Below are 22,004 nucleotides of genomic sequence, written 5' to 3' on the forward strand. Positions count from 1 at the left end.
GCAGCAGGTAACGGTTTGAATCTTTAGTGACTGTGCTGGCCTCATCGCGAGCAGGCTCGCTCCTACGTTGGATCTACGTTCGACACAAATCCTCTGTAGGAGCGAGCTTGCTCGCGATGGCGACCTCAAATTCGCTGACCATTTCGGATCGGGTCGGCAACCCCTCCATATCCCCGCGGCTTTGCACCGCCCGGCTGCCAATCCAGTTGGCGCGTTTCACGGCCTCGACCACGCTTTGGTTTTCCAACAGCGCGCTGATCATGCCGACGGCAAAACCATCGCCGGCACCCACCGTATCGACCACCGTTGCCACCGGCACGCCGGCCACGAAACCCTGATCAACATGTGTGCGGTAGTAAGCCCCGTGCGGGCCAAGCTTGATCGCCACGGCTTCGGCGCCCTGGTCGAGGTAGAAGGCGGCGATGTCGGCCGGGTCTTCGAAACCGGTCAGCAAGCGACCTTCGCTCAACCCCGGCAGCACCCAATGGGCGAGGGCGGCGAGGCGGTTGATCTCGGTGATCATTTGTTGCTCGCTGGCCCACAGGCTCGGGCGCAGGTTCGGGTCGAAGGACACACTGCGCCCGGCCTCGCGCATGCAGGTCATCAATTCGAACGACATCTGCCGCGCCGACTCCGAGAGCGCCGGAGGAATGCCGGTGGCGTGCAGGTGTCGGGCCTTGAGCAATTGGGGCACGATCGAGTGCGGTGACAGGTGACTGGCCGCCGAACCACGGCGGAAGTACTCGACCACCGGATCGCTGCCATCGTCGGTGCGGGACTTGAGTTGAAAACCGGTCGGGTGGGCGGTGTCGATGTCGACGTGGCGGCAATCCAGGCCTTCTTTTTCCAGAGTATCGACCACGAACCGGCCCAGCGAATCGGCACCGACACGGCTCAGCCATGCCACGTTGAAGCCCAGTCGGGAAAGGCCAATGGCAACGTTGCTGTCAGCGCCGGCAATGCGTTTGTGAAAAGCGCCGACGCTGGCCAGATCACCCGCCTGCTCGGCGACGAACATCGCCATGGTCTCGCCGAAGGACAGAATATCGATCTCAGACATGAGCACTCTCCAGCTGCGATTGGCCGAGGTGGGCGAGGGCAGCGACGTGCTCGGTGGTCAGTTGCACCAGGTCATCGCCTTGCAGCGGATATTCCGCGGCCCGCATAACGCCCTGGGCCATGTGCTGCAGCAGGTGTTCCCACTGTTGCAGGTCACTGGCGGCGGGCGGGATGGCGACCAGTTTGCCGTCGGCACGGCGCGTGACCGCTTTGCAGTGCACATAACCGACGTGACGACCGAGCAACCGCGCGGCGCTGGCGGCGGACTGGTCCTGCCAGTGCCAATTGCCGATGTCGAAGGTCATTTTGATCGGCAGCTCGTGCCGCTCGACGTCCGCGAAAAAGCGCTGGAAGGGTTCAATGCGGCCGCCGTGCAGGGTCTGGTCGTTTTCCACCAGCAACTGCACGGCGCTTTCGCCCAGCACTCGGGCGAGGGTTTGCAGATCGCTGTTGTCGGTGAAATAGCCCAGCGACACTTTCAGCCATTTGGCGCCGAACGCCTGGGCGCGTTGCAGGGCCGTGATCAATTCGGGGTTGGGCCTGGATTGCCCGGCCAGCCATAGCTCCATGGGTGATGAATACACGCTCTGCAGGCCTTCTGCCTGAGTGGCATCGGCCAGTTGAGCAGGGTCCTCGATGGTCAGTAATTCCTCACGCCACTCAATGCGCGTGGCGCCGGCGGCGGCGAGAATCTCGATGAAGCTGCCTTGGCCGCGTTGACGCACAAGTTCGGCGCCGTAGCTGGAAAGGCTGATGGAAACGGCTGGTCTGTTCATTGTTTTTCTACCTCTGAAACCGGTTTCATTTTTGTTCAAATTTTTTTGTGGTGCTAGTCAGGGCCCCATCGCGAGCAGGCTCACTCCTACAATGGGCCTATATTCACAAATCCACTGTAGGAGCGAGCCTGCTCGCGATGGCGTCTTAACATTCAACGCAAATTCCCAAGGGTCGAACCCCGCACAACCAACCGCGCCGAAAAATCCAGCGTCCGCACCGCCCCGTCATCCCCCCGCAGCCGCTTGAGCAGACACTCGAACGCGCTGGCGCCCATCTCGGTAGTCGGCTGCGCGAGGGCGGTAATGCCGCTGCCCACCAACGGGTACCAATCCAGGTCATCGAGGGCGATCAAGCCCACGTCGTCGAACAGGTTGCACTGGAGTTCACGCAACGCATGGGTGCTGGCCAGCGCCGCAACCCCGTTCGCGCAAAACAACGCCTTAGGGCCGGGGCCAGGCGCGTCGAGGAAGGATTTCAGCTGTGCGGTCAGCTCGCTGCCGGTTTCGATGTGCGTGCCGCGAAGTGCTGGGCGTTGCCCGATTTGCGCCTTGAAGCTGCTGACCCGCTCGATTCGCGAACTGGTGCCGTCGAACGGCTCGGTGACCAGCAACACATCGCGATAACCGCGCTCTTCAAGATGGGCGAGGGCCATCTCGATGGCCTGCGGGTTGTTCAGCCCGACCATATCGCTATCAAGGTGCTCCACCTTGCGATCCACCAGTACCATGGGCATTTCCCGGTGCAGTTCGTGCAATTGGTCGCGGTGATGACCGAGGGTGTTCACGATCAGGCCTTCGATGTTGTACGAGCGCAGCAGGGCCAGGTGCTGGCGCTCTTGCTCGTCGTCGCGGTCGGTGTTGCACACCACCAAGCTATAGCCGTGCTGACGGCAGGCGGTTTCCACCCCGTGCATCACGGCAATTGAATAAGGGTTGCGGATATCGGCCACCAGCATGCCGATCAGGCGGGTGCGCCCGCGTTTCAGGCCGCGGGCCATCTGGTTCGGGCGATAGCCGAGTTCGGCAATTGCCTGTTCGATGCGCTGGGCAATGGCATCGGAGAGCAGGGCGCGATCATCGCCAATGAACCGCGAAACGCTGGCCTTGGAGACCTTGGCGTGTTCGGCCACGTCGAGCATGGTCACGCGGCTGCGCTGGGCGGCGGAGAAATCGTTCACGGTCTGAAACCTTCTTATTGGATTTATAAGGTCGAGTGCTTCGTGAGATAGCGCTGAAACCGGTTTCAGAAGACACCAAAAGTCAATTCGCCGTCAAGCCCCGAATGGTTGATTGTCGAACAATGACCGACAAGCGGCGCTCAGGCCAACACGCTCAACCACGCAGAACCCAGCAATAACAGGCCCATGCAGCGGTTCAAGCGTTGCATGGCACGGGGTGAGCGCAACCAGCGGCTTGAACCGGCACCGAGCGCCGCCCAGGCCGCGAGACATGGCAGGGAAACCAGAAAAAAACCCAGCGACAAATACATCACCTGCACTGCGCGATGCTCGCCATCCCCGGCGAATACGCTGACCACCGCCAGCGCCATCATCCAGGTTTTCGGGTTGACCAGTTGCAGGCTGGCGGCACCCATCCATCCCAGGCGCGCTTCGTTGTCGCGCGCGGCAATGTCTGTCACCGGGGCATTGAAAATCTGCCAGGCCAGATAGCTCAGCCACGCCACGCCGGCCCATTGCATGGCACCTTGCACGGCGGGCCACGCGGTCAATGATGAACCGATGCCCGTGCCCACCAGCAATACGAGGGTCGCAGCACTGGCACAGGCGCCGACGATGATCGGCACAGCCGCGACCCACCCGTATCGAGCGCTGTTGCTCAGCACCAGAATATTGGTCGGGCCGGGGGTGATCGAGGCTACAAAGGCAAACAGCAGGAAAGGCAACAAAGTCGGGAATGAGGGCAGCATCGCGGGCTAACTCCGGTGAAGATCAGTGAAGTCGATCTTCACAATCCCGGGCTTATCTGTCTGGAAGATTTGAGCAGCGCTTGCGGTACAGCGCCGGCGTCAGGCCATAGGCGCGCATGAACCAGCGCCCCAGATGGCTCTGATCGGCAAAGCCCAGTGCCATTGCCACCGCCGCCGGTTGTTCGCCACGGACCAGCAGGCGGCGGGCGGTTGCCAGGCGCAGTTGTACCAGATACGCGTGGGGTGCCATGCCATAGGCAGCCTTGAACGCGCGGGTCAGGCGAAAGCGATCGACACCTGTGACGGCGGCCAGTTGATCGAGGCCGATGTCGTATTGCGCGTTGGCATGCAGGTATTCCCGGGCTTTGTGTGCCACCTGCGGCAGACGCGGGTCCTGGCCATCGCGGGCACGCCAGTGCAAGTGGCTGGTGAGGCGCTCGAGCAAACCGTCGAGGGCGGTCTGGCGGACGATCTTCAGTTCACCGCGATGCAGGGTTTCAAACGCCAGGCTGGTGGCCTGGGCCAGACGCGCATCGCAGGCCAGGGTGGCGGCGAAGCTCAGCTGGCTGTTGTCGGGGGCATGATCGAACACGGCGCTGAGTTCGCGTTGCAACCACTGCGGGTCGAGGTACAGCATGCGGTAGGTGAAACCGTCGGCGGTCGGCGCTTCACCGTCATGGATGTCACCGGGTTCCAGCAGAAACACCTTGCCCGGCGTGCTCTGGTGCCTGGCCCGTCGGCAATTGAATTGCTGGACCCCTTGCTCGGTGACGCCCACCAGATAACTGTCGTGCCAGTGCGGGTCATAGGCGTGACCTTCGAAATGCGCGCGCAGGGTCTCGATGCCGGTGTCGGCATCCCGGGCCAGGTCGATCCAGTTGTGAGCGCTCATGGGGTACCTGCGAAACGGTTTGCCGGGCTATTTAACGCCTCGGCCGAGGGCCATGCCTAGAACGTTTGTGCAGTCATCAGCCGAACAGGCCGGCGGCGATGTTGATCGAGAACCCGAGAATGGCAGTGTTGAACAAAAAGCCGATCAGCGACTGCGCCAGCACGATCTTGCGCATGCCTGGCGTGGCGACGCCGACATCCGAAGTTTGCACTGCCACGCCGATGGTGAACGAGAAGTACAGGAAGTCCCAGTAGTCGGGCGTCGTCAGGCCTTCGGCAAAGCGCAGCGCCGGCTCCTTGCCATTCCAGATGTAATACAGCCGCGCGTAATGCAGGCTGAAGATGACGCCGATCAGCAGCCATGAGCCGATGACGGTCAGCGCGGTGAAACCGTAACGCATCAGTTTGCGGGTGGTTTCCAGGTCTTTGCTGCCGGCCAGTTCGAAGGTGATGGTCGCCAGGCTGGCCAGTGCCGCAATGCACACCAGCGCCAGCACCAGCCCGGCGTTTTCGTCCTCGATTTCGGCGATGCGTTTTACGTCAGTCGCTTTCGAACGCACGGTGAGGCAGAACATCAGCAACAGGTAGATCCAGACGCCGGCATTCCAGCCGATGAGGATCTTGCTGATCGGCGAATCGGCCGGAGCCAGAATGCCCACCGCGATGCCCAGCAGGATGGCGGCGGACAGGCGAGGGTGGGTGCGTGCGAGGAAGATCATGGAGGCTCGTTGGTTCGGGGCATTGCAAACACCTTAGCCCAGGTGACCACATTCTTGAAATCAATGAAGCCCCCCTGTAGGAGCGAGCTTGCTCGCGATGGACTCCCAGGCACCGCGTTTATCCAGCAGACACGCGTTATCGTTAACGACCATCGCGAGCAAGCTCGCTCCTACAGGGTGGTGTGTGGGTTAGCGCTTGCGCACCAGCTTCATCACCACCACAAAAAACACCGGCACGAACACCACGGCCAGGGTCGCGGTGATCATCCCGCCGATCACCCCGGTGCCGATGGCCTGCTGGCTCGCGGAACTGGCGCCAGTGGCAATCGCCAGCGGCACCACGCCAAGAATGAACGCCAGCGAGGTCATGACAATCGGCCGCAACCGCAGGCGTGCCGCTTGCAAGGTCGCATTGATCAGGTCGTGGCCTTCGTCGTACAGGCTCTTGGCGAACTCGATGATCAGGATCGCGTTCTTTGCCGACAGGCCGATGATGGTGATCAGCCCGACCTTGAAGAACACATCGTTGGGCATCCCGCGCAAGGTCACCGCCAGCACCGCGCCGAGCACACCCAGCGGCACCACCAGCAGCACCGAGGTGGGGATCGACCAGCTCTCGTACAACGCCGCCAGGCACAGGAACACGATCAACAGCGACAACCCCAGCAGGATCGGTGCCTGGCTGCCGGACAATCGTTCCTGCAACGACAACCCGGTCCATTCCTGGCCCAGGCCTGCCGGACCTTGCGCCACCAGCCGCTCGATCTCGGCCATGGCCTCGCCGGTGCTGTGGCCCGGCGTCGGTTCACCGGAAATGCTGATTGCCGGGTAGCCGTTGTAGCGGGTCAACTGCGCCGGGCCCTGAGTCCACCTGGCCTGCACGAAGGCCGACAACGGCACCATTTTGTCGTGGGTGTTACGCACGTGAATCTTCAGCAGGTCAGCCACCTGACTGCGCTGGTCGCCCTCGGCCTGCACCACGACGCGCTGCATCCGCCCCTGATTGGGAAAGTCGTTGATGTAGGCCGAGCCCACGGCCGTGGACAGCACGTTGCCGACGTCGGCAAAGGACACACCCAGCGCGTTGGCCTGCTTGCGGTCGACGATCAGTTGCACCTGCGGTGCCTCGGCCAGGGCGCTTTCGCGCACGTTCATCAGGATCGGGCTTTTTTCGGCCGCCGCGAGCAGGTCGGTGCGAGCCTCCATCAACTTCTCATGGCCGAGGCCGCCGCGATCCTGCAGGCGAAATTCGAATCCGCTGGAGGTACCCAGGCCATCCACGGGCGGTGGCAGTACGGCAAATGTCACCGCGTCCTTGATCTGGCTGAGGGCAACGTTGGCCCGGTCGGCAATCGAGCTGGCCGAATCGTCGCTGCCACGCTCGGACCAGTCTTTGAGCGTGCTGAACGCCAGCGCCGCATTCTGCCCGCTGCCGGAGAAGCTGAATCCGAGAATCACCACGCTGTCACGAACGCCCGGCTCCCCGGCGTTGTGCGCTTCAACCTGCTCGGCCACCTGCACTGTGCGGTTCTTGCTCGCACCCGGTGGCAATTGAATGTCGGTGATGGTGTAACCCTGGTCTTCCACCGGCAGGAACGAGGAGGGCAGGCGACTGAAGCACACGGCCAGACCCACCAGCAACACACCGTAGATCAGCAGGAAACGCCCGCTGCGTTTCAGTGCATAGGCAACCCAGCCTTGATAGCGTTCGGTCAGTTGCTCGAAGCGACGGTTGAACCAGCCAAAGAAGCCGGTCTTTTCGTGGTGTTCGCCCTTGGCAATCGGCTTGAGCAACGTCGCGCACAGGGCCGGGGTCAAGGTCAGGGCGAGGAACGCCGAGAACAGGATGGACGTGGCCATCGACAGCGAGAACTGCTGGTAGATCACCCCGACCGAGCCCTGCATGAACGCCATCGGAATGAACACCGCGACCAGCACCAGGGTGATGCCGATGATGGCCCCGGTGATCTGCCGCATGGCCTTGCGCGTGGCTTCCTTGGGCGACAAGCCCTCGGTGGCCATGATCCGCTCGACGTTCTCCACCACCACGATGGCGTCGTCCACCAGAATGCCGATGGCCAGCACCATGCCGAACATGGTCAGCACGTTGATCGAAAACCCCAGCGCCAGCATCGTTGCAAAGGTGCCCATCAGCGCCACCGGCACTACCAACGTCGGAATCAGTGTGTAGCGGATGTTTTGCAGGAACAGGAACATCACCGCGAACACCAGCAACATCGCCTCGCCGAGGGTGTAGACGACCTTGGTGATCGAGACTTTGACGAAGGGCGAGGTGTCGTACGGGATCTTGTATTCGACGTTCGCCGGGAAGAAGCGCGACAGCTCATCCATCTTCGCCCGCACCAGGGTCGCGGTGTTCAGGGCGTTGGCACCGGGCGACAACTGCACGGCGACGGCGGTGGATGGCTTGCCGTTCAGGCGCGTGGAAAACTGATATTCCTGGCTACCGATCTCGACCCGCGCCACGTCGCTGATGCGCACGGTAGAACCGTCCGGGGTGGCCTTGAGGACGATGTCGGCAAACTCTTCGGGGGCCGACAGCTGACCCTTGACCAGAATGGTTGCGGTGATTTCCTGGGTGGTGCGGGTCGGCAGATCGCCGATGCTGCCGGCCGACACCTGGGCATTTTGCGCGACGATGGCAGCATTGACGTCCGCCGGTGTCAGGTTGAAGGCGAGCAGCTTCTGCGGGTCGATCCAGATCCGCATCGCCCGCTCGGCGCCGTACAACTGTGCCTTGCCGACGCCGTCCAGGCGCTTGATTTCGTTCATCACATTGCGCGCCAGGTAATCGCTGAGCGCTACGTCGTCGAGTTTGCCGTCGCTGGAGGTGAGGCTGATCAACAGCAGGAAACCGGAGGAGACTTTCTCCACCTGCAAACCTTGCTGGATCACCGCTTGGGGCAGGCGTGACTCCACGGCTTTCAGGCGGTTCTGCACATCGACCTGAGCCAATTCCGGGTTGGTGCCCGGCTGGAAGGTGGCCTTGATGGTCGCGCTGCCGAGGCTGCTCTGGGATTCGAAATACAACAGGTGATCGGCGCCGTTGAGCTCTTCCTCGATCAGGCTGACCACGCTCTCGTCCACGGTTTGCGCCGAAGCGCCCGGGTACACGGCGTAGATTTCGACTTGTGGCGGCGCGACATTCGGGTACTGCGCCACCGGCAGTTGCGGAATGGCCAGCGCACCGGCCAGCAGGATGAACAGGGCAACCACCCAGGCGAACACCGGGCGGTCGATAAAGAACTGCGGCATAAAAAGCGTCCTGCTTACTGACCAGTCACCTGGGCAAGTGGAAGAGGGGTGTCGTCGATTTGCACTTTCTCGCCGACGCGAGCGTGCTGCAGACCCTCGATGACGATGCGGTCGCCTGCTTTCAGGCCACTGGTGACGATCCAGCGATCGTTCTGCACAGCGCCCAGTTCGACCGGTTGCTGGCCGACCCGCTGTTCGCCGTCGAGCAGCAGCACCTGGGCGATGCCGGCGCTGTCGCGCTGGATGGCCCGTTGCGGCACGCTGATGCCCTGCTGGTTGACCGCTTGTTCCAGGCGTACGCGCACGAAACTGCCGGGCAGCAAGTCAAGGTCGGGGTTGGGGAACTCACTGCGCAGAATGATCTGGCCGGTGCCCGGGTCGACGGTGATGTCGCTGAACAGCATTTTGCCCGGCAGCGGGTAGAGGCTGCCGTCATCCTGAATCAGCGTGGCCTTGGCCTGGTCCTGGCCGACCTGCTGCAACTGGCCGGAACGGAAGGCGCGGCGCAGCTCGTTGAGTTCGCGGGTGGACTGGGTCAGGTCGGCGTGAATCGGGTTCAGTTGCTGAATCAGCGCCAGCGGCGTGGTTTCGTTCTGCCCGACCAGTGCGCCTTCGGTGACCAGCGCGCGACCGATACGCCCGGAAATCGGCGCCGTGACCGTGGCATAACCGAGGTTCAACCGGGCGCGCTCCACCGCCGCCTTGTTGGCGGCGACGTCGGCGGCGGTCTGCCGGGCGTTGGCCCGGGCGTTGTCGTAGTCCTGACCGCTGATGGCCTTTGCGTCGATCAACTGGGCGTAGCGCTGTTCCTGCAATCTGGCCTGGAACGCATTGGCCTCGGCCTTGCGCAATGCCGCTTCAGCGCTGTCCAGGTCAGCCTTGAACGGCGCCGGGTCGATGCGGAACAACACATCGCCCTGTTTCACGTCACTGCCTTCACGGAAGGTCCGCTGCAAGACCACGCCGGCCACGCGGGCACGCACTTCGGCCATGCGCGGCGCAGCAATCCGTCCGCTCAGTTCACTGCTGATGGTCAGTGGCCGCGCTACGATGGTCTCGATGCGCACCGTGGCCAGCGGCGCCTGTTCCTCGGCATTCGTGGACTTGTCACACGCACCCAGTGTCAACGCCAGAGCAATCAGACTGAGCCTGGCAAGCAGATTCTTCGACATGTAATACCCCAATAAAGACCCCCAGCATCCTACTGGGCGAAGGCGAGGGTAGCGGTGAAGCTTTGTTGGTGCTGTGTGAAATTGTGTAAGGGTTTTACTCGGGTGGGCGTGAGGGCGTATATCCTTCAGTCCTTGATTTCTATTGCGCCCGACAGATCGCTTTCGCGGGCAAGCCCGCTCCTACAGTGGTCGGTGGTGTTCATATCATTTTTGTTCACCTCAAATCCCTGTGGGAGCGAGCCTGCTCGCGAAGAGGCCGGTGCAGACGCTACAGCTCTTTCTGGAAACACCCCATGCCCAACATCCTCCTGGTCGAAGACGACACCGCCCTCGCCGAACTGATTGCCAGCTACCTGGAACGCAACGGTTATTCCGTCAGCGTGATCGGTCGTGGTGACCATGTGCGCGAACGTGCGCGGCTCAATCCGCCGGACCTGGTGATCCTCGACCTGATGCTGCCCGGCCTCGACGGCTTGCAAGTCTGTCGCCTGCTGCGCGCCGATTCGGCGACCCTGCCGATCCTGATGCTCACCGCCCGCGACGACAGCCACGACCAGGTCCTGGGCCTGGAAATGGGTGCCGACGACTACGTGACCAAACCCTGCGAGCCGCGGGTGCTGCTGGCCCGGGTGCGGACCTTGTTGCGCCGCAGCAGCCTCAGCGAGCCGCAGACCGCCAACGACCGCATTCTGATGGGCAACCTGTGCATCGATTTGTCCGAACGCACCGTGACCTGGCGCGAGCAATTGGTGGACCTGTCCAGCGGTGAGTACAACCTGCTGGTGGTGCTGGCCCGGCATGCCGGTGAGGTGTTGAGCCGCGACCAGATCCTGCAACGCCTGCGCGGCATCGAGTTCAACGGCACCGACCGTTCGGTGGACGTGGCGATTTCCAAGCTGCGGCGCAAATTCGACGACCACGCGGGCGAGGCGCGCAAGATCAAGACCGTATGGGGCAAGGGTTACCTGTTCAGTCGTTCCGAGTGGGAATGCTGAGCCGATGTTCAGAATCCTCTTTCGTTTGTACCTGGTGACCATCGTCTCGTTCAGCGCGGCGATCTATCTGGTGCCGGATCTGGTGGTCAAGGTGTTCCACGAGCGCTTTGTCACCTACAACCTCGATTACTCCCGCGGATTGCAAACGCTGATCGTCAAACAGTTTCACGCAGCCCCGGCCGGGCAGTGGCCGGCCCTGGCGGCTGAAATGGACAAGGACTTCAATCCACTGCACATCGTGCTCAGTGGCAATGACGACAGCAGCCTGACGCCTGATGAACAGCAGCGCTTGCGCCGCGGCGAGAACGTCGTGCGCGTCGGCGACTGGGGCTGGCGCACGCTGGCGGTCGCACCGCTGAATGAGCGCACCGTGGTGCAAATGGTCGTGCCACCCGATCCGCTGGACGTCAACCTGTTGTACTGGAGCATCAACGTGCTGATCGGCGCGACCATGCTCGCGTGTCTGTTGCTGTGGCTGCGCCCGCACTGGCGTGATCTGGAACGTCTCAAGGGCGCGGCCGAACGCTTTGGCAAGGGCCACTTGAGCGAGCGCACGCAAATTTCCCCGAGTTCCAACATCGGCAGCCTGGCCAGCGTTTTCGACACCATGGCCGGCGACATCGAGAACCTGCTCAACCAGCAACGGGATTTGCTCAATGCGGTGTCCCACGAGTTGCGCACCCCGCTGACGCGCCTGGACTTCGGCCTGGCGCTGGCGCTGTCCGACGACTTGCCGGCGGCCAGCCGCGAGCGCCTGCAAAGCCTGGTGGCGCACATTCGGGAACTCGATGAACTGGTGCTGGAGTTGCTGTCCTACAGTCGCCTGCAAAACCCGGGGCAGTTGCCGGAGCAGGTCGAGGTGTCGCTGGATGAGTTCATCGACAGCATCCTTGGTAGCGTCGACGAAGAGCTGGAATCCCCGGAAATCGTCATCGACGTGCTGCTCCACGGCCAGCTCGAACGCTTCAGCCTGGACCCGCGCCTGACCGCTCGCGCCCTGCAAAACCTGCTGCGCAACGCCATGCGCTACTGCGAGAAGCGTATCCAGATCGGTGTTCAGGTGTATGTCGGCGGTTGTGAGATCTGGGTCGACGATGACGGCATTGGCATTCCGGATGACGAGCGTGAGCGGATTTTCGAACCGTTCTACCGCCTCGACCGCAGCCGCGACCGCGCCACGGGTGGTTTCGGACTGGGGCTGGCGATCAGCCGCCGCGCGCTGGAGGCCCAGGGCGGCACGCTGACGGTGCAAGCCTCGCCGCTGGGCGGGGCGCGGTTTCGCTTGTGGTTGCCGGCTTCGGCCTGATTGCGACAAGCGGCAGCTTCTTCTGTCAACTTTGACAGTAGCAAGACGCTGCGCTTGCGCGTTTCATTGGTCTGCGACCTCAAGAGAAGGCGGCAGGCTGGAGGAAAAGAATGAGCGCGCCAACAATAAGAATCAGCGGGCGAGGCACGATCAGTGCAATCCGGGATGTCAAAGTCGAGAGTGTGTCGACAAAATTCGCGATGGTCCTGCCCGATGGCGGCTATAGCAGATTGGCGATCAGGATCGGACCCAACATCACCGCAGAGGGTCGCGCCTGTTTTCTGGTTGGCGATGCAGTGAAATATACGATGACGAAGGGGGCAGACGGAGAGCTGCTGAGCGCACACGACCTTGAGCGGGTGGGCGTCGATGTCTGGACAACGTGATGGCTTGCGGGGTCTTTTCCGGTCCCGCAGGCCATTGTCTGTGCTTCAAGCGCTCAACCGACTGCGCAACAGCTTCGCCATCTCCTCCAGATCCGCCATCGGCTGATGCCCGATGAGCATCCAGGCGTGTTCCATGTCGGCCCAATACACGATGTTCATCTCGCGCCGCTGTTCCCGGGCGAAATGGCGGCTGCCGCTGTTGGAGCGGGTGACGCACAGCGCCATGGGGCCGTGCTCCGGATCGAGGTAGGTGATCTGGGCGATGGGCACACCGTCGTACTCGAGGATTTGCGCGCGCTTGAACTCGGCACGGGGCAGGCTCAGTTTTGCCGGCGCGAGGTCCAGGCCCAGACGCTCATCGATGGTCCGCAGTTGTGCCCGTTGCGCGGCTTCATCAGCGGGTAAATGATCCAGCGTTTGCGGCACGTAGAGCGCCATGTAATCGGCCACCTCACCGCGCCAGTTGTGTGTTAGCCGACTCGCTTGCCAGCCGAGAAACAGCCGGTCCGCCAGCACGCCGCCGGCCAACAGTGCGGCCGCGGCGGCAAGGAACCAGCGCCGGTTGAGCCCGGGGCGGACGGGCGAGGGCAGCGTCGCGAGCATGGCTTGCAGGCGATCCACCGGCGCCTGTCGGGCCAGTTCATCGTAGGCGTCCTTGAACGGCAGGCTGCTGCGATCGAGCCATTGCAGGCGCAGGCTGAGCATCGGATCAGCAATGATGGCCGCGTCGATGCGCGAGCGCTGCTCGGCATCGAGTTGGTCGTCGAGGTAAGCCACCAGTTGTTCGTCCGAGGTTCTCGTACTCATCAATGTTCTCCTCGGTAAGGGTGCGGCACCGCGTGCAATGGTGGATATTCGGCCAGTTTCGCCCGAGCGGCGGCCAGGCGACTCATCACCGTGCCGATGGGCACTTGCAGCACGTCGGCGACTTCGCGGTAGGACAAGCCTTCGACGTAGGCGAGAAACACTGTTTCGCGCTGGGTCTCGGGCAACGCATCGACGCGACGGATGACCTGTGCCGCCAATACATGGGTCTGGGCCACGGATTCACCATCGAACGACAAGGCGTCATCGGCATCCACCTGGCCCTGACCCTGACGCACCCGCTGGGAGCGGACTTCGTTGAGCCAGATCGAATGCAGAATGCTCAGCAGCCAGCGGTCCATGCGCGTTCCCGCCACGAATTGCGCGGCCCGCTCCAGCGCCCGCACACAGGTGGCCTGCACCAGGTCATCGGCGACATGCCGTTGCCGGGACAACAGCAGGCCGTAGCGCCATAAACGCGCCAGATGCTGGTTCAGTTCCGTTCGTATTGTCTGATCGCTGGCGATGGCGACCTCCGTCCGCTCAGGTTTTCAGGTTTTCGATGAGTCGTTGATGGCTTCGGCGAGGTCCTGGTACTCCTCGCATTGAGTGCTGCCGCAGATGGATCTGATCTGCTGCAGTTGCTCCTGCGCGAGATCCAGCCGGCCTTTGATCACATAGGCCTCGCCGAGGTATTCGCGGACTTGCGCGTACTGCGGGTCGAGTTTCACCGATTGCAGGTAATAGCCGATGCCTTCGTCGGTACGCCCCAGTTTACGCGTGGCGTAGCCGCGATAGTTCAATGCTTTTGCCGTATTTGGCTTTTTCAGCGTGTCGAGCAGGGCCAGGGCTTCTTCGTAACGTCCGTCCTTGGCCAGTTGCCAGGCGTAGTTGGTGCGGTCTTCGTCCGGCACCAGGTTGCTGGTCTGCCTTACGCACCGATGCGATCGGGTATCCAGCACCTGACCTTTCGGGCAGTTGGGCCGGCTGGGCATGTCGTCACCGCCACCACCACCGTTGGCCAGGGCGAGGGAGCCGGACAACGCAACGGTCAGCAACAGCGGGGTCATCAGAACGGCAACACGAATATTCATGGGCTTTGCTCCAGAGGTTCATGCGTTTCAGATCAGGTCGCGCCCCGTCAGGCGCAATGCAAGGTCGATGTGATGTGAACACCGCAGCATGAAAAATTATTCGTTGTGGGAGTGAGCCTGCTCGCGATAACGGAGTGTCATTCAACGTTGATGTCGACGGATACACCGCTATCGCGAGCAGGTCGGATCGCCGCACCGTCGCTCCCACATTGCAGTATCAGCCCAGCAAACGAATAGGAGCCCCCGCCGCCCAGGCCTGGATATTCTCGATCATTTGCGAGAAAAACAGCTGGTAGTTCTGTTGGCTCACGTACCCGATATGGGGGGTTGCCAGCACGTTATCCAGGGTCCGGAACGGATGGTGCGCAGGGAGCGGCTCCTGCTCGAAGACGTCCAGTGCGGCACCGGCCAGCCGTTGTTTCTGCAGTGCCTTGATCAGTGCCGCTTCATCGACAATCGGTCCGCGAGCGGTGTTCACCAGCAGCGCCGTGGGTTTCATCCAGCCAAGCGCCTGTGCATCCACCAGGCCCCGACTGCGGTCGCTGAGCACCAGGTGCACCGACAGCACGTCGGCCTGTTCGAACAGTTCCTGCTTGTTGACATGGGTCACACCGACTTGCGCCGCACGTTCGGCCGTGAGGTTTTCACTCCAGGCGATCACGCGCATGCCGAACACCTGACCGAATTGTGCGACGCGCTGGCCGATGCTGCCCAGGCCGAGGATGGCCAGCGTCTTGCCGTGCAGGTCACCGCCCAGGCCTTGTTGCCACTGACCGGCACGCAGGGCATTGGCTTCGACCACCAGGTTGCGGGTTGCGGCCATGATCAGCGCCCAGGTCAGCTCCGGTGCGGCGTGTTTGTAGCTGTCGGTGCCGCAGACCTGAATGCCCAGCGCAGCGGCGGTTTTCAGGTCCAGGGCGGCGTTGCGCATGCCGCCGGTCACCAGCAGTTTGAGTTTCGGCAGGCGGCGCAGCAGGTCTTCATCGAAACGGGTGCGTTCGCGCATCACGCAGATCATCTCGAACCCGGCCAGGCGCTCGGCCAGGGATGGGTTATCGGTGGGGTAGTCATGGAGAAAACTCACCTGGCCGACGCAGTCCAGCGCCGACCAGTCCACCACATCCCGCGCCACATCCTGCCAATCATCAAGCACTGCAATCTGCACGGGCATCAGCCTTTCCTCTTCAACGCACGGGGTTGGTCTTGTTCAGCCAGGCGAGCAGGGCCTGGTGGAATTCTGCCGGTTCTTCCATCTGTGGCGCGTGGCCCATGCCAGGGAATTCGACCAGCGTGGACTGGGGAATCAGCTTGGCCACCTGTTTGCCGAGGACCTCGTAGTGCCCGAGCTTCGCCTTGACTTCGGGGGCGGCGATGTCACTGCCGATGGCGGTGGTGTCGGACGTTCCGATCAACAGCAGGGTCGGCACTTTCAGGTCCTTGAATTCGTAGTACACCGGTTGGGTGAAGATCATGTCGTAGATCAGCGCCGAGTTCCACGCGACTTGCGTATGCCCCGGACCTTTGTTCAGGCCGGCGAGCATGTCGACCCAGCGATCGAATTCCGGCTTCCAGCGGCCACCGTAATAGGTGTTGCGCTCGTAGGTGCGGATCCCGTCGGCGCTGAGTTTGAGTTCGCGTTCGTACCATTGGTCAACGGTGCGATAGGGCACACCGAGGGCTTTCCAGTCTTCCAGGCCAATGGGGTTGACCAGCGCCAGTTGCTCGACCTGTTCGGGGTATAGCAAGGCATAGCGGGTGGCGAGCATGCCGCCGGTGGAGTGCCCCAGCAGGGTGGCTTTCTGGATGCCCAGGGCCTTGAGCAATTGTTGGGTGTTCGTCGCCAGTTGCTGGAAGCTGTACTGATAGTGCGCCGGTTTGCTGGAGGTGCAGAAGCCGATCTGGTCCGGGGCGATGACCCGATAGCCGGCGTCGCTGAGGGCTTTGATCGAGGTCTCCCAGGTGGCACCGCAGAAATTCTTGCCGTGCATCAACACCACGCTGCGACCATTGGCCTTGCCGTGGGCGGCGACGTCCATGTAACCCATTTGCAGGGACTGGCCCTGGGATTCGAAGGCGAAGTGCTTGAGGGTGTAGGGGTAGTCGAAACCTTGCAATTGGGGGCCGTATGCCGGTCCTTCGGCGTGGGCTATGGCGGGCAGGGCGGCGGTCAGCAGCAGGCCGGGTAACCAGCGGGTGAGGGGACGCGACATGGGAGAGCTCCATATGATAGCCGCCGATGCTGGACCGGCTCGATTAGGGCGATATTAAACACAGGCAATCGCCACCCTCGATGGTTCACCCCATCCAGCCCAGAGTCGCCATGGCCAGCACGCCGTAGCGGGCGCCTTTGGCCAGGGTGACGATCAGCAGGAAGCGCCCCAGCGGTTCGCGCATGACCCCGGCGACCAGCGTCAGCGGATCGCCGATCACCGGCAGCCAGCTGAGCAGCAATGACCAGTGGCCAAAGCGTTGGTAATGCCGCCGGGCTTTTTCCAGGTGTCGGGGGCCGACCGGAAACCAGCGCCGGTCGCGGAACCGCTCGATCCCGCGCCCCAGCCACCAGTTAAGCAGTGACCCAAGAACGTTGCCGAATGTTGCCACTGCCAGCAGTGCCCAGTGCCAATACCGATCGCTGAGCAACAGGCCCACCAGCACGGCTTCGGATTGCAGCGGCAGCAGCGTGGCGGCACCGAATGCCGCGAAAAACAGCCCGAGGTACGCGCCGGACATCAATGGGCGGGGTAATCCGCAACTACCACGTCAGTGCCATCCTTTTTCAGGCCAATGACCTGATAGGCATCGCTCATGCCGTCCATTTCCATGCCGGGCGAACCCATGGGCATGCCGGGGGCGGCGACGCCCAACAGATCGTCGCGCTTGCTCAGGGCCAGGACCTGGTCGGCCGGGACATGACCTTCGACGAATTTGCCGTTGATCAACGCGGTGTGGCACGACGCCAGGCGCGGCGGCACACCGTGCTGTTGCTTGAACTCACTCATGTTGGCTTCGACGTGGTCTTCGACCTTGAAACCATTGGCCTGCAGATGAGTGATCCATTTTTTGCAGCAGCCACAGTTGGCGTCGCGATGCACCTCGATCGGGATGAGGTCGGCGGCCTGGGCCAGGGAGGACATGAGCAGGGCGCTCAGGGCGATCAGACGCAGAGGGTTTCGCATGGGATTCGTCTCGGCTAACGGGCGAAAAAAACGCATTTTGACCCTTTTTACTTGTCGGGCATTCAAGGAGTGTTTCTAATTGCTACAAAAAACCGCTGTTAGATGATGGTAGATCATCGCTGTCAGGCAGATGAGGGGCACATTACAAAAACGTCAGGTTGAAATGCCGAGGGTAAGTATCGGTGTTGATGAAAGCCAACTAGTCGCTATGTAAGAAAAGTCTGAAGGACCATTCTTCAAAGTGCGAATATCTAACAAACGATAAGTTTTACAGCATGTATCTGAATTGTACGAGAATTGTTAAAACTCCGAATTAAGGTTTGGTGGCTTCAAGTGCTCCGGCCGATACTCCCGACCTCCTAACTTGGTCAAGCAAGGAGTTCTCAATGACTATCGGTTATACCGGCGCCTGGACTGCGAAAGCGGGCTTGTTGGTTCGAGATACCGCCAGCAGATCAAAGTCTGTTCCCCAGAGCGTCAAGGTCAGGCAGATGCTTGACCTGGTGGGCAACAATCCAGTCGAACTGGATACAGTCAAGATGGACAAGATGAAATTGCGCAAGCAGATGAAGGGTTTTGATCCTACTGATATTTCAGTCAAATCCATGGGCAGTCTCAGTGTCTTTCTGAAAGAGCGTGGCCTGATCAGCGATGTGACGGCGGTCACGCTGAGCAATGCCGGTGACAAGTTCGACCGGTTTGGTATCAAGGATCCTGACGCGAAGTTCAATGCGCTGGAATATTTCGCCACGCAACTGGAGAACATCCAGAACAACAATCTGAAGGGTAACAAGTACGCCAACTACCTGATTCCCGAGTTCAAAAAAGCGATCTACGTGCTGCAAAACCTGGAAACTTACGGCAAGAACAACGGCCCCATGGTGAGGCCCGGCAGTGTTCTCTCGGAAGAGGCCTGACGCCGTGTTGCCCGGCCCGCCCTAATGCCAGTCAGTTAAGGGATCGACCAGCGCTGATTAACCTGTGGCGAGGGAGCTTGCTCCCGCCGGGCAGCGCAGCGGCCCCAACAAATGGGCCTGCTGCGCAGTCCAGCGGGAGCAAGCTCCCTCGCCACGGGTTCAGTGTCTCGGCTTAACTGATCGGCATTACGGCCCGCCCGGTTCATTGAGCGGGCCGGCGACCCTTACCGGTCGAGCAGTTTCATGACCTCTTCCGGATAACGCAGGCCTGCGGTGGCATTCGCCGGAAAGATCGCTTCCAGCGCGTGCAGTTCTTCGGCGTTCAGCGTCACCTCCAGAGCAGCCACGTTTTCTTCCAGATATTTACGTTGCTTGGTGCCCGGAATCGGAATCAGGTAATCACCCTGGGCCAGCACCCACGCCAGCGCCAGTTGCCCCGCCGTCACGCCTTTCTCTGCCGCCAGCGCTTGTACCTGTTGCACCAGTAGCAGGTTTTTCGCGAAGTTTTCGCCCTGGAATCGCGGGCTGAAGCGGCGGTAGTCATCCGCCGCGAAATCATCCGGACTTTTCAACGCGCCGGTCAGAAAGCCTCGGCCCAACGGGCTATAAGGCACAAAGGCGACGCCAAGGCGCTGGCAGGCCGCCAGGCAACCGTTTTCCTCCTGGTCACGGCTCCACAATGAATATTCACTTTGCAACGCACTGATCGGATGAACCTTGTGTGCCCGTTCCAGGGTCGCCACCGATGCCTCGCTCAATCCCAGGTAACGCACCTTGCCGGCACTGACCAGTTCGGCCATGGCGCCGACGGTTTCCTCGATAGCCACCTGTGGGTCGATTCGGTGCTGGTAATACAGGTCCAGAGTGTCCACGCCGAGGCGTTTCAAGCTGCCATCGATGGACTGGCGAATGTATTCCGGCCGACCGTTGACGCCCCGGGCGGTGGGGTTGGCCGGGTCGCGGACGATCCCGAACTTGCTGGCCAGGAACACTTGATCGCGCTTGCCGGCAATGGCCTTGCCAATCAGTTCTTCATTGGTGTGCGGGCCGTACATATCGGCGGTATCGAGCAGGTTGACGCCCAGTTCCAGCGCGCGATGCAGGGTGGCCGTGGCTTCGCGGGTGTCCGTGCCGGTGGTGTAGAAGTCGGTCATGCCCATGCAGCCCAGGCCGATGGCCGACACCTGCGGACCGTTTTTTCCCAATTGACGTGTGTGCATGAAATCAGCTCCCTGTGAAGTGAGTCGCTATTGTTCGCCTCGACAGAAACAAGATAAACCGGCTAAAACGGCTATCACTATTCGTTAAATCTAAACAATCTGCCGGTGGAGCCAGCAATGGACCGTTTCAACGCCATGCGCGTCTTTACCCGAATCGTCGAACTCGGTGGCTTTGCCAGGGCCGCCGACAGCCTGCAATTGCCCCGGGCCTCGGTGACTATCCTGATCAAGCAACTGGAGGCACATCTGGGGGTGCAACTGCTGCAACGCACCACGCGGCAGATCAGCCTGACGCTCGACGGTGCGGCCTATTACCCGCGTTGCGTGCGCTTGCTGGCGGATCTTGAAGAGACCGAAGCGGTGTTCAGCGCGGCGCGTCACAATCCCAAGGGCTTGTTGCGGGTGGACATGCCGGCGGGAGTGGGGCGTCTGGTGGTGATTCCGGCGCTGCCGCAATTCACGGCCCGTTATCCCTTGATCGAGCTGGAAATAGGTTTGAATGACCGGCCGGTGGACCTGATTCGCGAAGGTGTCGATTGTGTGTTGCGCGGAGGCTCGCCGCTGGACGATTCGTTGGTCGCACGGCCGCTGGTGATGATGGATCAGGTGACCTGTGCCAGTCCTGACTATCTGCAGCGGCACGGAACGCCCCATACCTTGGACGACCTGGACGGGCACCGGATGGTCGAGTACATCTCCAGCAACGCAAAACGCTATGGGCTGGAGTTTGTCGTGGATGGCCAGGTGCAGTCGGTCGATCTGCCCAAGCAGGTGGCGGTCAACAGTGCCGATGGTTATCTGGCAGCGTGCGAGGCGGGGTATGGCCTGGTGCAGACGCCGTACTATCACGTGGCGCGGCAACTGCAGGAGGGGCGATTGCGTGAAGTGCTTGGGGAAGTGCCGCCACCGGGCATGCCGATGACGGCGCTTTATCCGCCGCACCGCCAGTTATCCCGGCGTGTGCGTGTGTTTGTCGATTGGCTGGTTGAGTTGTGTGCCCAGCCCGGCAATGACTTCTATCGAAAGGATTCAGGACGTTGAATAGCTGTTAACGATGTTGGTAGTAACCCGGTCCGCGATGGTCGTAGTGGTGATGGTGGTGCCAGCCCCCGTAGGGGTAAACAATGCAACCGCTCAAGGTCAGGATGGCCAGCAGAGGCATCAGCAATGTGATTCGTCGCAACATGTGAAAGTCCTCATGGTTATCGCCGTTATGAAGCCAAAACTCTTCATCGGCTGTAACATGAGACCCCCGCTCGTAGTTGTTTATCCCCGAAACAGGGTAGGCACTTGGCATGCGTATCGATACAAACCGGATACATTTTCAGATTCAGGAACCTGCAATGACTCAGTCGCAACGTTTGAAATACTCGATTCTGATCTCCCTGGTGGTGCTGGGGATCATGTTTGGCCTTTCCTGGTTGCAGAACACCGGCGTCATCAGTGAAAAAATGTTCCAGTACATCGCCATAGGCGTGGCGGTGATCGTGGTGGTCGTCAATGGCGTGATGCGCCGCAAGGTCAAGCCCTGATCATTCGATCATTGGTTGCGCAGAATGGCAGCAGCCTGGGGATGCAGGCTGTAGCTTTTGTCGGGGTTGAGGACAATCACGCCCTCGCTGCACAAGCGCTTGAGCACTTCACGCACGCTTAGAAACGACAAGGGAATGTCCAGCTCCAGCAATTGGCTGTGCACGCCGCGCACGCCAAGGCTGCGGTCGCTTTCGGCGGCCGTCAGCAGGGCATCGATGACTTTCAGGCGGATCAGGCTGGTGCGCAGGCCAAAGCTTTTGAGCAGGATCCTGATCCGCTCGTTGCGGTGGCGATCGGTACGCGGCTCGAATACGCCGACTCCCATGGAAGTACCCTTTGGCGCATTGCTACCGTCCGTTGGCAGTTGCGAGTTGTACATTGCAAAACTCCTTTTCAGAGCCTGATCAGGAAAAAGTGGGCGCTCTTGCAAGACTAGACGCATGAGCAGTGCAAATCATGAAGGCTCGAATGTAGAAAATTTGTCGCCACCGTGTGATCAACCTGTCAGTCCACGCGCCGATGGGCGGTGAAACCCTAAATTTTGGTTCTTCACGCAATCCCGGGGAACACCGATACCTGTAGGAGCTGCGCTCGACCTCGTTGTTTGGTGGTGCACGCGCTCCCCTGTAGGAGGGGCCGCCTCGTCTTCGACGCCGCGCTGTCGCGCAGCAAACTGAGGGAGCTAGAGTTGAAGAGCGTGCGCGGGGCAGAGACCGTCATTAGCACTGGTGTGACAGCACCCGAGTAGGAGAG

General features: G+C 61.3%; 24 protein-coding genes. 6 read left to right on the forward strand and 18 right to left on the reverse strand.

The genetic code is table 11. The features are described 5' to 3' along the window. Positions 1 to 73: 73 nt before the first annotated feature. From KGA83_RS10680 to KGA83_RS10715, 8 genes are all read right to left on the reverse strand, one after another. Entirely contained in the window at positions 74 to 1,060 is a 987-nt protein-coding gene (locus KGA83_RS10680) for a sugar kinase (RefSeq protein ID WP_108217449.1), read from the reverse strand. After that, positions 1,053 to 1,835 (reverse strand): sugar phosphate isomerase/epimerase family protein, encoded by a 783-nt coding sequence (locus KGA83_RS10685; RefSeq protein ID WP_223529686.1) that lies wholly within the window; start codon positions 1,833 to 1,835, stop codon positions 1,053 to 1,055. The genes KGA83_RS10680 and KGA83_RS10685 overlap by 8 nt, the downstream gene beginning before the upstream one ends. Before the next feature lie 152 nt (positions 1,836 to 1,987). Continuing rightward, entirely contained in the window at positions 1,988 to 3,013 is a 1,026-nt protein-coding gene (locus KGA83_RS10690) for a LacI family DNA-binding transcriptional regulator (RefSeq protein WP_317850586.1), read from the reverse strand. 140 nt (positions 3,014 to 3,153) lie between these two features. Next, positions 3,154 to 3,762 (reverse strand): LysE family translocator, encoded by a 609-nt coding sequence (locus KGA83_RS10695; protein WP_223529688.1) that lies wholly within the window; start codon positions 3,760 to 3,762, stop codon positions 3,154 to 3,156. Between the two features lie 52 nt (positions 3,763 to 3,814). Continuing rightward, the gene (locus KGA83_RS10700) at positions 3,815 to 4,654 is read right to left on the reverse strand and encodes an AraC family transcriptional regulator (RefSeq protein ID WP_223529690.1); all 840 of its coding nucleotides are present in this window, start codon (positions 4,652 to 4,654) and stop codon (positions 3,815 to 3,817) included. Positions 4,655 to 4,730: 76 nt separating this feature from the next. Next, the gene (locus KGA83_RS10705; RefSeq protein ID WP_115948185.1) at positions 4,731 to 5,372 is read right to left on the reverse strand and encodes a DUF1345 domain-containing protein; all 642 of its coding nucleotides are present in this window, start codon (positions 5,370 to 5,372) and stop codon (positions 4,731 to 4,733) included. 189 nt (positions 5,373 to 5,561) lie between these two features. After that, positions 5,562 to 8,648: an efflux RND transporter permease subunit gene (locus KGA83_RS10710; protein ID WP_223529692.1), complete on the reverse strand. Its 3,087-nt coding sequence runs from the start codon at positions 8,646 to 8,648 to the stop codon at positions 5,562 to 5,564. Between the two features lie 14 nt (positions 8,649 to 8,662). Then, positions 8,663 to 9,820, reverse strand: a complete 1,158-nt coding sequence (locus KGA83_RS10715; RefSeq protein ID WP_223529694.1) for an efflux RND transporter periplasmic adaptor subunit — start codon at positions 9,818 to 9,820, stop codon at positions 8,663 to 8,665. A gap of 293 nt (positions 9,821 to 10,113) precedes the next feature. Here KGA83_RS10715 and KGA83_RS10720 point away from each other — a divergent pair, with 293 nt between their 5' ends. From KGA83_RS10720 to KGA83_RS10730, 3 genes are all read left to right on the forward strand, one after another. Further along, positions 10,114 to 10,815, forward strand: coding sequence for a response regulator transcription factor (locus KGA83_RS10720; RefSeq protein ID WP_007970971.1), 702 nt, complete (start codon positions 10,114 to 10,116; stop codon positions 10,813 to 10,815). Between the two features lie 4 nt (positions 10,816 to 10,819). After that, entirely contained in the window at positions 10,820 to 12,121 is a 1,302-nt protein-coding gene (locus tag KGA83_RS10725; RefSeq protein WP_108217457.1) for an ATP-binding protein, read from the forward strand. Between the two features lie 110 nt (positions 12,122 to 12,231). Continuing rightward, positions 12,232 to 12,507 carry a hypothetical protein gene (locus KGA83_RS10730; protein ID WP_218430699.1) on the forward strand — a complete coding sequence of 92 codons (276 nt, stop codon included), beginning with the start codon at positions 12,232 to 12,234 and terminating at the stop codon, positions 12,505 to 12,507. A gap of 45 nt (positions 12,508 to 12,552) precedes the next feature. Here KGA83_RS10730 and KGA83_RS10735 read toward each other — a convergent pair whose 3' ends face one another. The 7 genes from KGA83_RS10735 to KGA83_RS10765 all read right to left on the reverse strand — a co-directional run bounded on the left by KGA83_RS10735 (position 12,553) and on the right by KGA83_RS10765 (position 17,581). Beyond that, a complete protein-coding gene (locus KGA83_RS10735) occupies positions 12,553 to 13,314 on the reverse strand; it encodes an anti-sigma factor family protein (RefSeq protein ID WP_108217459.1) in 762 nt (253 codons plus the stop codon). Next, a complete protein-coding gene (locus KGA83_RS10740; RefSeq protein ID WP_411741906.1) occupies positions 13,314 to 13,796 on the reverse strand; it encodes a sigma-70 family RNA polymerase sigma factor in 483 nt (160 codons plus the stop codon). Before KGA83_RS10740 ends, KGA83_RS10735 begins: the two co-directional genes overlap by 1 nt. A 66-nt stretch (positions 13,797 to 13,862) precedes the next feature. Further along, positions 13,863 to 14,405, reverse strand: a complete 543-nt coding sequence (locus KGA83_RS10745) for a tetratricopeptide repeat protein (RefSeq protein ID WP_223529696.1) — start codon at positions 14,403 to 14,405, stop codon at positions 13,863 to 13,865. A gap of 217 nt (positions 14,406 to 14,622) precedes the next feature. Then, the gene (locus tag KGA83_RS10750) at positions 14,623 to 15,576 is read right to left on the reverse strand and encodes a D-2-hydroxyacid dehydrogenase family protein (protein WP_223529698.1); all 954 of its coding nucleotides are present in this window, start codon (positions 15,574 to 15,576) and stop codon (positions 14,623 to 14,625) included. Positions 15,577 to 15,589: 13 nt separating this feature from the next. Then, on the reverse strand, positions 15,590 to 16,615 hold the full coding sequence (locus KGA83_RS10755) for an alpha/beta fold hydrolase (protein WP_223529700.1): 1,026 nt from the start codon (positions 16,613 to 16,615) through the stop codon (positions 15,590 to 15,592). 85 nt (positions 16,616 to 16,700) lie between these two features. Then, on the reverse strand, positions 16,701 to 17,135 hold the full coding sequence (locus KGA83_RS10760; RefSeq protein WP_108217464.1) for a YqaA family protein: 435 nt from the start codon (positions 17,133 to 17,135) through the stop codon (positions 16,701 to 16,703). Next, the gene (locus tag KGA83_RS10765) at positions 17,135 to 17,581 is read right to left on the reverse strand and encodes a DUF411 domain-containing protein (RefSeq protein WP_108217465.1); all 447 of its coding nucleotides are present in this window, start codon (positions 17,579 to 17,581) and stop codon (positions 17,135 to 17,137) included. The genes KGA83_RS10760 and KGA83_RS10765 overlap by 1 nt, the downstream gene beginning before the upstream one ends. 386 nt (positions 17,582 to 17,967) lie before the next feature. Between KGA83_RS10765 and KGA83_RS10770 the strand changes: the two genes are divergently transcribed. Beyond that, a complete protein-coding gene (locus tag KGA83_RS10770; protein WP_108217466.1) occupies positions 17,968 to 18,498 on the forward strand; it encodes a hypothetical protein in 531 nt (176 codons plus the stop codon). A 224-nt stretch (positions 18,499 to 18,722) separates the two neighbouring features. On the opposite strand, the gene KGA83_RS10775 is transcribed toward KGA83_RS10770, so the two are convergent. Continuing rightward, entirely contained in the window at positions 18,723 to 19,718 is a 996-nt protein-coding gene (locus KGA83_RS10775) for an aldo/keto reductase (RefSeq protein WP_108217467.1), read from the reverse strand. A gap of 117 nt (positions 19,719 to 19,835) precedes the next feature. Between KGA83_RS10775 and KGA83_RS10780 the strand changes: the two genes are divergently transcribed. Continuing rightward, positions 19,836 to 20,759 carry a LysR family transcriptional regulator gene (locus KGA83_RS10780; RefSeq protein ID WP_223529702.1) on the forward strand — a complete coding sequence of 308 codons (924 nt, stop codon included), beginning with the start codon at positions 19,836 to 19,838 and terminating at the stop codon, positions 20,757 to 20,759. A 7-nt stretch (positions 20,760 to 20,766) separates the two neighbouring features. On the opposite strand, the gene KGA83_RS10785 is transcribed toward KGA83_RS10780, so the two are convergent. After that, a complete protein-coding gene (locus tag KGA83_RS10785) occupies positions 20,767 to 20,904 on the reverse strand; it encodes a hypothetical protein (protein WP_178086788.1) in 138 nt (45 codons plus the stop codon). A gap of 157 nt (positions 20,905 to 21,061) precedes the next feature. On the opposite strand from KGA83_RS10785, the gene KGA83_RS10790 reads away from it, so the two are divergent. Beyond that, on the forward strand, positions 21,062 to 21,250 hold the full coding sequence (locus KGA83_RS10790) for a hypothetical protein (protein WP_007983579.1): 189 nt from the start codon (positions 21,062 to 21,064) through the stop codon (positions 21,248 to 21,250). An 8-nt stretch (positions 21,251 to 21,258) separates the two neighbouring features. Here the strand turns inward: KGA83_RS10790 and KGA83_RS10795 are convergent, their stop codons facing one another. Beyond that, positions 21,259 to 21,630 (reverse strand): fe2+ zn2+ uptake regulation protein, encoded by a 372-nt coding sequence (locus tag KGA83_RS10795; protein WP_108217469.1) that lies wholly within the window; start codon positions 21,628 to 21,630, stop codon positions 21,259 to 21,261. Positions 21,631 to 22,004: the final 374 nt, after the last annotated feature.

It is taken from the genome of Pseudomonas sp. GL-R-19, from assembly GCF_019956375.1.
Classification (GTDB): domain Bacteria; phylum Pseudomonadota; class Gammaproteobacteria; order Pseudomonadales; family Pseudomonadaceae; genus Aquipseudomonas.

What these genes read in the sequence shown, in the direction of transcription:
- KGA83_RS10760 (WP_108217464.1), bottom strand. Translation starts at nt 17,135, where the DNA reads ATGTCCGGCGCGTACCTCGGGCTGTTTTTCGCGGCATTCGGTGCCGCC.
- KGA83_RS10795 (WP_108217469.1), bottom strand. Translation starts at nt 21,630, where the DNA reads ATGTACAACTCGCAACTGCCAACGGACGGTAGCAATGCGCCAAAGGGT.
- KGA83_RS10780 (WP_223529702.1), top strand. Translation starts at nt 19,836, where the DNA reads ATGGACCGTTTCAACGCCATGCGCGTCTTTACCCGAATCGTCGAACTC.
- KGA83_RS10680 (WP_108217449.1), bottom strand. Translation starts at nt 1,060, where the DNA reads ATGTCTGAGATCGATATTCTGTCCTTCGGCGAGACCATGGCGATGTTC.
- KGA83_RS10745 (WP_223529696.1), bottom strand. Translation starts at nt 14,405, where the DNA reads ATGAATATTCGTGTTGCCGTTCTGATGACCCCGCTGTTGCTGACCGTT.
- KGA83_RS10755 (WP_223529700.1), bottom strand. Translation starts at nt 16,615, where the DNA reads ATGTCGCGTCCCCTCACCCGCTGGTTACCCGGCCTGCTGCTGACCGCC.
- KGA83_RS10705 (WP_115948185.1), bottom strand. Translation starts at nt 5,372, where the DNA reads ATGATCTTCCTCGCACGCACCCACCCTCGCCTGTCCGCCGCCATCCTG.
- KGA83_RS10720 (WP_007970971.1), top strand. Translation starts at nt 10,114, where the DNA reads ATGCCCAACATCCTCCTGGTCGAAGACGACACCGCCCTCGCCGAACTG.
- KGA83_RS10685 (WP_223529686.1), bottom strand. Translation starts at nt 1,835, where the DNA reads ATGAACAGACCAGCCGTTTCCATCAGCCTTTCCAGCTACGGCGCCGAA.
- KGA83_RS10695 (WP_223529688.1), bottom strand. Translation starts at nt 3,762, where the DNA reads ATGCTGCCCTCATTCCCGACTTTGTTGCCTTTCCTGCTGTTTGCCTTT.
- KGA83_RS10735 (WP_108217459.1), bottom strand. Translation starts at nt 13,314, where the DNA reads ATGAGTACGAGAACCTCGGACGAACAACTGGTGGCTTACCTCGACGAC.
- KGA83_RS10765 (WP_108217465.1), bottom strand. Translation starts at nt 17,581, where the DNA reads ATGCGAAACCCTCTGCGTCTGATCGCCCTGAGCGCCCTGCTCATGTCC.
- KGA83_RS10790 (WP_007983579.1), top strand. Translation starts at nt 21,062, where the DNA reads ATGACTCAGTCGCAACGTTTGAAATACTCGATTCTGATCTCCCTGGTG.
- KGA83_RS10770 (WP_108217466.1), top strand. Translation starts at nt 17,968, where the DNA reads ATGACTATCGGTTATACCGGCGCCTGGACTGCGAAAGCGGGCTTGTTG.
- KGA83_RS10775 (WP_108217467.1), bottom strand. Translation starts at nt 19,718, where the DNA reads ATGCACACACGTCAATTGGGAAAAAACGGTCCGCAGGTGTCGGCCATC.
- KGA83_RS10715 (WP_223529694.1), bottom strand. Translation starts at nt 9,820, where the DNA reads ATGTCGAAGAATCTGCTTGCCAGGCTCAGTCTGATTGCTCTGGCGTTG.
- KGA83_RS10710 (WP_223529692.1), bottom strand. Translation starts at nt 8,648, where the DNA reads ATGCCGCAGTTCTTTATCGACCGCCCGGTGTTCGCCTGGGTGGTTGCC.
- KGA83_RS10750 (WP_223529698.1), bottom strand. Translation starts at nt 15,576, where the DNA reads ATGCCCGTGCAGATTGCAGTGCTTGATGATTGGCAGGATGTGGCGCGG.
- KGA83_RS10725 (WP_108217457.1), top strand. Translation starts at nt 10,820, where the DNA reads ATGTTCAGAATCCTCTTTCGTTTGTACCTGGTGACCATCGTCTCGTTC.
- KGA83_RS10785 (WP_178086788.1), bottom strand. Translation starts at nt 20,904, where the DNA reads ATGTTGCGACGAATCACATTGCTGATGCCTCTGCTGGCCATCCTGACC.
- KGA83_RS10730 (WP_218430699.1), top strand. Translation starts at nt 12,232, where the DNA reads ATGAGCGCGCCAACAATAAGAATCAGCGGGCGAGGCACGATCAGTGCA.
- KGA83_RS10700 (WP_223529690.1), bottom strand. Translation starts at nt 4,654, where the DNA reads ATGAGCGCTCACAACTGGATCGACCTGGCCCGGGATGCCGACACCGGC.